Source organism: Streptomyces sp. NPDC007991 (assembly GCF_042958445.1).
Lineage (GTDB): Bacteria > Actinomycetota > Actinomycetes > Streptomycetales > Streptomycetaceae > Streptomyces.
Genome location: NZ_JBIBJD010000016.1, coordinates 141,288 through 148,332, shown reverse-complemented (window position 1 = coordinate 148,332; position 7,045 = coordinate 141,288). Strand labels below are relative to the sequence as shown.

Here is a 7,045-nt window from a genome sequence, read left to right as displayed (position 1 = left end):
ACCTGGGGCATCTACTCCGGCTACGAACTGTGCGAGAACACCCCGCTCAAAGAGGGCAGCGAGGAGTACCTGGACTCGGAGAAGTACCAGCTCAGGCACCGCGACTGGGAGACGGCCGAGCGTGAGGGCCGCACCATCACCCCCCTGATCGCCCGGCTCAACACCATCCGCCGGGAACACCCCGCGCTGCACCGGCTCAGGAACCTCCGCTTCCACCACACCGACAACGACGCGCTCCTGGCGTACAGCAAGCGCACCGGGTCCGACGTCGTCCTGGTGGTCGCCAACCTCGACCCCCACCACGCCCAGGAGGGCACGGTCTCGTTGGACATGCCGCACCTCGGCCTGGACTGGCACGCGTCGGTGCCGGTGCGCGACGAGCTCACCGGCGAGACCTACCACTGGAGCAGGAACAACTACGTGCGCCTGGAGCCGGGGCGAGCTCCCGCGCACGTCTTCCACGTCCCGTCGCCGCCCGCCGCGCAAGGCAACGGAGGGACAGAAACGTCATGACCGTGAACGAGCCCGTGCTGGACACCTTCGAGGACACTCCCGCCAGGGACCGGGACCCGGGGTGGTTCAAGCGCGCCGTCTTCTACGAGGTACTCGTCCGCTCGTTCCAGGACAGCGACGGCGACGGCGTCGGTGACCTCAAGGGCCTGACCTCGAAGCTCGACTACCTCCAGTGGCTCGGCGTCGACTGCCTGTGGCTGCCGCCGTTCTTCAAGTCCCCGCTCCGGGACGGTGGCTACGACGTCTCGGACTACACGGCCGTGCTGCCGGAGTTCGGCGACCTGGCCGACTTCGTGGAGTTCGTCGACGCCGCCCACCAGCGCGGCATGCGCGTGATCATCGACTTCGTCATGAACCACACCAGCGACCAGCACCCGTGGTTCCAGGAGTCGCGCAAGGACCCCGACGGGCCCTACGGCGACTACTACGTGTGGGCCGACGACGACAAGGGCTATCCGGACGCCCGGATCATCTTCGTCGACACCGAGACGTCGAACTGGACGTTCGACCCGGTGCGCGGCCAGTACTTCTTCCACCGCTTCTTCTCCCACCAGCCGGACCTCAACTACGAGAACCCGCGCGTCCAGGAGGAGATCCTGGCCGCGCTGAAGTTCTGGCTGGACCTGGGCATCGACGGGTTCCGGCTGGACGCGGTGCCGTACCTGTACGCGGCCGAGGACACCAACTGCGAGAACCTGCCCGCCACCCACGCGTTCCTCAAGCGTGTCCGCCGCGAGATCGACGCGCAGTACCCGGACACCGTGCTGCTGGCGGAGGCCAACCAGTGGCCCGAGGACGTGGTCGACTACTTCGGCGACTATGCGACCGGCGGCGACGAGTGCCACATGGCCTTCCACTTCCCGGTCATGCCGCGCATCTTCATGGCGGTGCGGCGCGAGTCCCGCTACCCGGTCTCCGAGATCCTGGCCAAGACCCCGGCCATCCCCTCGGGCTGCCAGTGGGGCATGTTCCTGCGCAACCACGACGAACTCACGCTCGAAATGGTCACCGACGAAGAGCGCGACTACATGTGGGCCGAGTACGCCAAGGACCCCCGCATGCGCGCCAACATCGGCATCCGCAGGCGCCTGGCTCCCCTGCTGGACAACGACCGGCACACCATCGAGCTGTTCACCGCGCTGCTGCTGGCCCTGCCCGGCTCGCCGATCCTCTACTACGGCGACGAGATCGGCATGGGCGACAACATCTGGCTCGGCGACCGGGACGCGGTGCGCACACCGATGCAGTGGACGCCCGACCGCAACGCGGGGTTCTCCACCTGCGACCCGGGCCGCCTCTACCTGCCGGCGATCATGGACCCGGTCTACGGGCACCAGGTGACCAACGTCGAGGCGTCGATGTCGTCGCCGTCGTCGCTGCTGCACTGGACCCGCCGCATGATCGAGATCCGCAAGCAGAACCCGGCCTTCGGCCTCGGCTCGTACACCGAACTGTCGTCCTCCAACCCGGCGGTGCTGGCGTTCCTGCGGGAGTACGAGGACGACCTGGTGCTGTGCGTGAACAACTTCGCGCGGTTCGCCCAGCCCACCGAACTCGATCTGCGCGAGTTCGCCGGGCGCCATCCGGTGGAGCTGTTCGGCGGGGTCCGCTTCCCCGCGATCGGCGAACTGCCGTATCTGCTGACCCTCGGGGGCCACGGCTTCTACTGGTTCCGGCTCACTCGAGTCGCATCCCGCATCGGCCGGCGACTGTGAGCAAGCGCCGACGAAAGGAGGCGTGACCATGCCGAAGACCGCATTCCTCCTCCCGGGTCTCACGCGCCTGGCCGAGCCCATGGAGTCGCTCGGCGGGCTGCTGCGCGACTGGCTGCCCGGGCAGCGCTGGTTCGCGGGCAAGGACCGGCCCGTCACGGAGCTCGGCCTGCTGTCGATGACCGAGCTGTTCCCGGGCTGTCTGCACCTGCTGGTCCACGCCGGTCACGCCGGTCACCCGGGCGTGCCGTCCCCGGGCGGCGCTGCGCCGGCCGGCGACTGCTACCAGCTCCTGCTCGGCATACGGGAGCATCCGTCGCCACGTCTCGGGCGGGCGCTCATCGGGCAGGTGCAGGACGGGCCGCTGGCCGGTCTGACGGTCTACGACGCGCTGCACGACCCCCGTTCGGCCCAGCTGCTCCTGGACCGGCTGCGGCAGCCCGGCACCGCCGGCCCCCTGCGGTTCGACTGCGCCCCGGACCAGCCGGTACCGGGCGGGCTGGTGCCGCGGCTGCTGGACGCGGAGCAGTCCAACTCCTCGCTGGTGTACGGCGACGAGTACATCCTGAAGGTCTTCCGGCGCATCCAGCCGGGCGTCAACCCGGACCTGGAGGTGCCGGGCGCGCTGGCCCGGCAGGGCTGCCACCGGGTGCCCGCCCCCGTGGCCTGGTTCCAGACGAAGCATCCCTTCAAGGCCACCCTCGGCGTGCTCCAGCCGTACCTGCGGGACGCCTTGGACGGCTGGACGCTGGCGCTGCACGCCCTGGCCGCCGGCGACGACTTCACGGTCCAGGCGCGGGCGCTGGGCGCGGCCACGGCCGAGGTGCACCTCGCCCTCGCCTCGGCCTTCCCGGTCGGCGAGCCCGGGGAAAACGGGCAGACGGCGACCGCGATGACCGAGCGGCTGGCCACCGCCGCGCACTGCGTGCCCGCGCTCCAGCCCTACGTGCCGGGCCTGCGGGCCGCGTTCGCCGCCCTCGCCACCTGTGACGCCGGGCCGCCCGCCCAGCGCATCCACGGCGACCTGCACCTGGGTCAGGTGCTGCGGGCCGGGCGCGAGTGGTTCGTCATCGACTTCGAGGGCGAGCCGTCCCGGCCGCTCTCCGAACGGCGCAGCGCCCACTCCCCCGTGCGGGACATCGCCGGGATGCTGCGCTCCTTCGACTACGCCGCCCGGCAGCGCCGCCCCTGGCGCCCGGAGTGGGCGCGACGCTGTCGCGAGGCCTACTGCGCGGGCTATGCCGCCCGCGCCGGCTGGGACCCGCGGAAGAAGCACGGACTGCTCCGGGCCTATGAGACGGACCGGGCCGTGTATGAGGTGCTGTACGAGGCACGGCACCGCCCCGACTGGCTGCCTGTACCGATGGCGGCGATCGAGCGCCTCGCTGTGAGAGGAGACTGAGCCGTGGCCCTGCGCGACACCTCAATCCCGGAGCCGTCCGGCCCGGTCCCGGGCGCGACCGCGCCCGCCCTGATCCCTCAGGACCGCGGGCGCCTGCTGGCGGGCGCCCACCACGATCCGCACGCGCTGCTGGGCGCCCACCCGGTCCCCGGCGGGATCCTGTTCCGGGCGCTGCGCCCCTTCGCCCGCTCGGTGAGCGTGGTGACCGGCGGCAAGCGCACCCCGCTCGTCTCGGAGGGCGACGGCCTGTTCGCCGGGGTGCTGCCGCTGGCGGAGATCCCCGCGTACACGCTGCACGTGGTGTACGAGGGCGGTGAGCAGGAGGTGCACGACCCGTACCGTTTCCTGCCCGCGCTCGGCGAGCTCGACCTGCATCTGATCCGCGAGGGCCGGCACGAGCAGCTGTGGCAGGCGCTCGGCGCGCAGCCCATGACCCACCAGGGCGTGACCGGCACCCGGTTCACGGTGTGGGCGCCGAACGCGCAGGGCGTGCGGGTCGCCGCGGACTTCACCTACTGGGACGGGACGCAGTTCCCGATGCGCTCGCTCGGCGCGTCCGGTGTGTGGGAGCTGTTCCTGCCGGGCGTCGGCGAGGGCACGGCGTACAAGTTCGAGATCACCTCCCGCTACGGCCACCGTTTCCTCAAGGCGGACCCGATGGCCCGCCGCACCGAGGAGCCGCCCAACACGGCGTCGATCGTGACGGCCTCGCACTACGAGTGGGGCGACGCCCAGTGGATGGCGCACCGCGCCGACACGCCGGTGCACGAGGCGCCCTTCTCGGTGTACGAGGTGCACCTGCCGTCCTGGCGGCCGGGGCTGGACTACCGGCAGCTCGCCGAGGAACTCCCGGCGTACGTCAAGGACCTCGGCTTCACGCACGTCGAGCTGATGCCGGTCGCCGAGCACCCCTTCCACGGCTCCTGGGGCTACCAGGTCACCGGCTTCTACGCGCCGACCGCGCGGCTCGGCACCCCGGACGACTTCCGGTACTTCGTCGACGCCTGCCACCGGGCGGGCATCGGCGTGATCATGGACTGGGTGCCGGCGCACTTCCCGAAGGACGACTGGGCGCTGGCCCGGTTCGACGGGGATCCGCTGTACGAGCCCGGGGACGCGCGGCGCGCCGAGCACCCGGACTGGGGCACGTACGAGTTCGACTTCGCCCGCACGGAGGTGCGCAACTTCCTCGTGGCGAACGCGGTGTACTGGTGCGAGGAGTTCCACATCGACGGGCTGCGCGTCGACGCGGTGGCGTCCATGCTGTACCTGGACTACTCGCGCGAGGACGGCCAGTGGGAGCCCAACGCCTACGGCGGCCGGGAGGACCTGGCGGCCATGGCGTTCCTCCAGGAGATGAACGCGACCGTGTACCGGCGTGCCCCCGGCGTGGTGACGATCGCGGAGGAGTCCACGGCCTGGGGCGGGGTGACCAAGCCAACCGACTCCGGCGGGCTCGGTTTCGGGCTGAAGTGGAACATGGGCTGGATGCACGACTCGCTGGAGTACCTGGCCCACGAGCCGGTGCACCGCAAGTACCACCACCACGAGATGACCTTCTCGATGGTGTACGCCTACAGCGAGAACTACGTCCTGCCGATCTCCCACGACGAGGTCGTGCACGGCAAGCAGGCGCTGGTGTCGAAGGCGCCGGGCGACTGGTGGCAGCGGCGCGCGAACGTCCGGGCCTATCTCGCCTTCATGTGGAGCCACCCCGGCAAGCAGTTGCTGTTCATGGGGCAGGAGTTCGCGCAGGGCGCCGAGTGGTCGGTGGAGCAGGGGCCGGAGTGGTGGCTGCTCGACGACGGCTACCACTCGGCGGGCGATCACCGGGGCGTGCGGGACCTGGTCCGTGACCTGAACACGGTGTACCGGGCGACGCCGGCGCTGTGGCAGTGCGACACCCGCCCGGAGGGCTTTGGGTGGGTGGCGGTGGACTCGGCCGACGACAACGTCTTCGCGTTCCTGCGGTACGACGCGCAGGGCGGGGCGCTGCTGGCGGTGTCGAACTTCTCCCCGGTCGTCCGGCACGACTACGGCCTCTGGGTCCCGGGCGACGCGGTCGCCTGGCAGGAGATCCTCAACACCGACGACCCGCGTTACGGCGGCAGCGGCGTCACCCACCCGGATCCGGTCAAACCGGAGGACGGCTGTGTCCGGATCACGCTGCCGCCGCTGGCCACCGTGTGGCTGACGCCGTTCGCTGCGTGAGGTCGCGCGGGCGCACGAGGTGTCCGACCGGCCTCTGCGGGGCACTGGGTGTCGTACCACCGGGACGGCCCGGTGGTCGACGCGGCAGGGTGACGGAAGGGCGGGCATCGGGGTGCGCACCGTCGGAGTGGAGGAGGAGCTCCTCCTGGTCGATCCGGAGACCGGGGAACCGCGGGCGATGTCCGCCGCGGTGCTCGCCCGGGCCGCGCAGGACGAAGCGGACCAGGACGTCTTCGAGAAGGAACTCCACGAGCAGATGCTGGAGTTCGCCACCCATCCGCAGTCGTCCATGGAGAGCCTGCGCGCGGAGATCGTCCGCTGTCGCAAGGAGGCGGCCCGGCACGCCGGGGAGCTCGGCTGCGCGGTCGGGGCCCTCGCCACGTCGCCGCTGCCGGTCAGTCCCGCGGTCGGCGTCAACCGCCGGTACCAGTGGATGGCCGACCAGTACGGCATCGCCACCCGGGAGCAGCTCGTCCTGGGCTGCCATGTGCATGTGTCCGTCGAGTCCGACGAGGAGGGCGTCGCGGTCATCGACCGGGTGCGGCCCTGGCTCCAGGTGCTGACGGCGCTCAGCGCCAACTCACCGTTCTGGCAGGGCAAGGACACGGGGTACAGCAGCTACCGCAGCCGGGTGTGGCTGCGTTGGCCGTCGGCCGGCCCGACCGAGATCTTCGGCTCCGCCGAGCGGTACCACCGGCTGATCGCGGACATGGTGGCCACCGGCGCCCTCCTCGACGACGGGATGATCTACTTCGACGCGCGGCTCTCCCAGCGGTATCCGACGGTGGAGGTCCGGGTGGCGGACGTGTGTCTGCACTCCGCGACGGCCGCGCTGGTCGCCACGCTCGTGCGCGGACTGGTCGAGACCGCCGCGCGCGAGTGGCGGGCCGGCCGGGAACCCCTCGGCCACAGTGTCAGCCTGCTGCGGCTGGCCGACTGGCTGGCCGCCCGGTCCGGCCTGTCGGGCGAGCTGCTGCACCCCGCGACCATGAGGCGGCTGCCCGCCGAGGCGGTCCTGCGGGCCCTGCTGGACCACGTCGCGGAAGCCCTCGCCGACACCGGCGACGTGGAGCGGGCCCGGGCCGCCTGCGAGGAGTTGCTGCGGGACGGCAACGGCGCACAGGTACAGCGCGCGCTGATGGAGCGCACCGGGAGCCTGCGGGACGTCGTCGCCGAGTGCGTCCGGCACACCCAGGCGTGAGGCGTC

At 71.3% G+C, this 7,045-nt stretch carries 5 protein-coding genes; all 5 read left to right on the top strand.

The features are described 5' to 3' along the window. Positions 1–513, top strand: a 513-nt coding sequence (locus ACFZDA_RS36165; protein ID WP_391089842.1) for a DUF3459 domain-containing protein, incomplete at its 5' end; no start/stop codon positions are given. Next, on the top strand, positions 510–2,228 hold the full coding sequence (gene treS / locus ACFZDA_RS36160) for a maltose alpha-D-glucosyltransferase (RefSeq protein ID WP_391089840.1): 1,719 nt from the start codon (positions 510–512) through the stop codon (positions 2,226–2,228). The genes ACFZDA_RS36165 and treS, both read left to right, overlap by 4 nt. A 28-nt stretch (positions 2,229–2,256) precedes the next feature. Then, entirely contained in the window at positions 2,257–3,627 is a 1,371-nt protein-coding gene (locus ACFZDA_RS36155; protein WP_391089838.1) for a maltokinase, read from the top strand. 3 nt (positions 3,628–3,630) lie between these two features. Then, positions 3,631–5,838 (top strand): 1,4-alpha-glucan branching enzyme, encoded by a 2,208-nt coding sequence (glgB, locus tag ACFZDA_RS36150; RefSeq protein WP_391089836.1) that lies wholly within the window; start codon positions 3,631–3,633, stop codon positions 5,836–5,838. A 112-nt stretch (positions 5,839–5,950) separates the two neighbouring features. Continuing rightward, on the top strand, positions 5,951–7,039 hold the full coding sequence (locus ACFZDA_RS36145) for a glutamate--cysteine ligase (protein WP_391089834.1): 1,089 nt from the start codon (positions 5,951–5,953) through the stop codon (positions 7,037–7,039). Positions 7,040–7,045 lie beyond the last annotated feature (6 nt).

Bases quoted from the DNA above. Each gene is read 5' to 3' on its own strand.
- treS (WP_391089840.1), top strand. From the start codon at position 510: ATGACCGTGAACGAGCCCGTGCTGGACACCTTCGAGGACACTCCCGCC.
- ACFZDA_RS36155 (WP_391089838.1), top strand. From the start codon at position 2,257: ATGCCGAAGACCGCATTCCTCCTCCCGGGTCTCACGCGCCTGGCCGAG.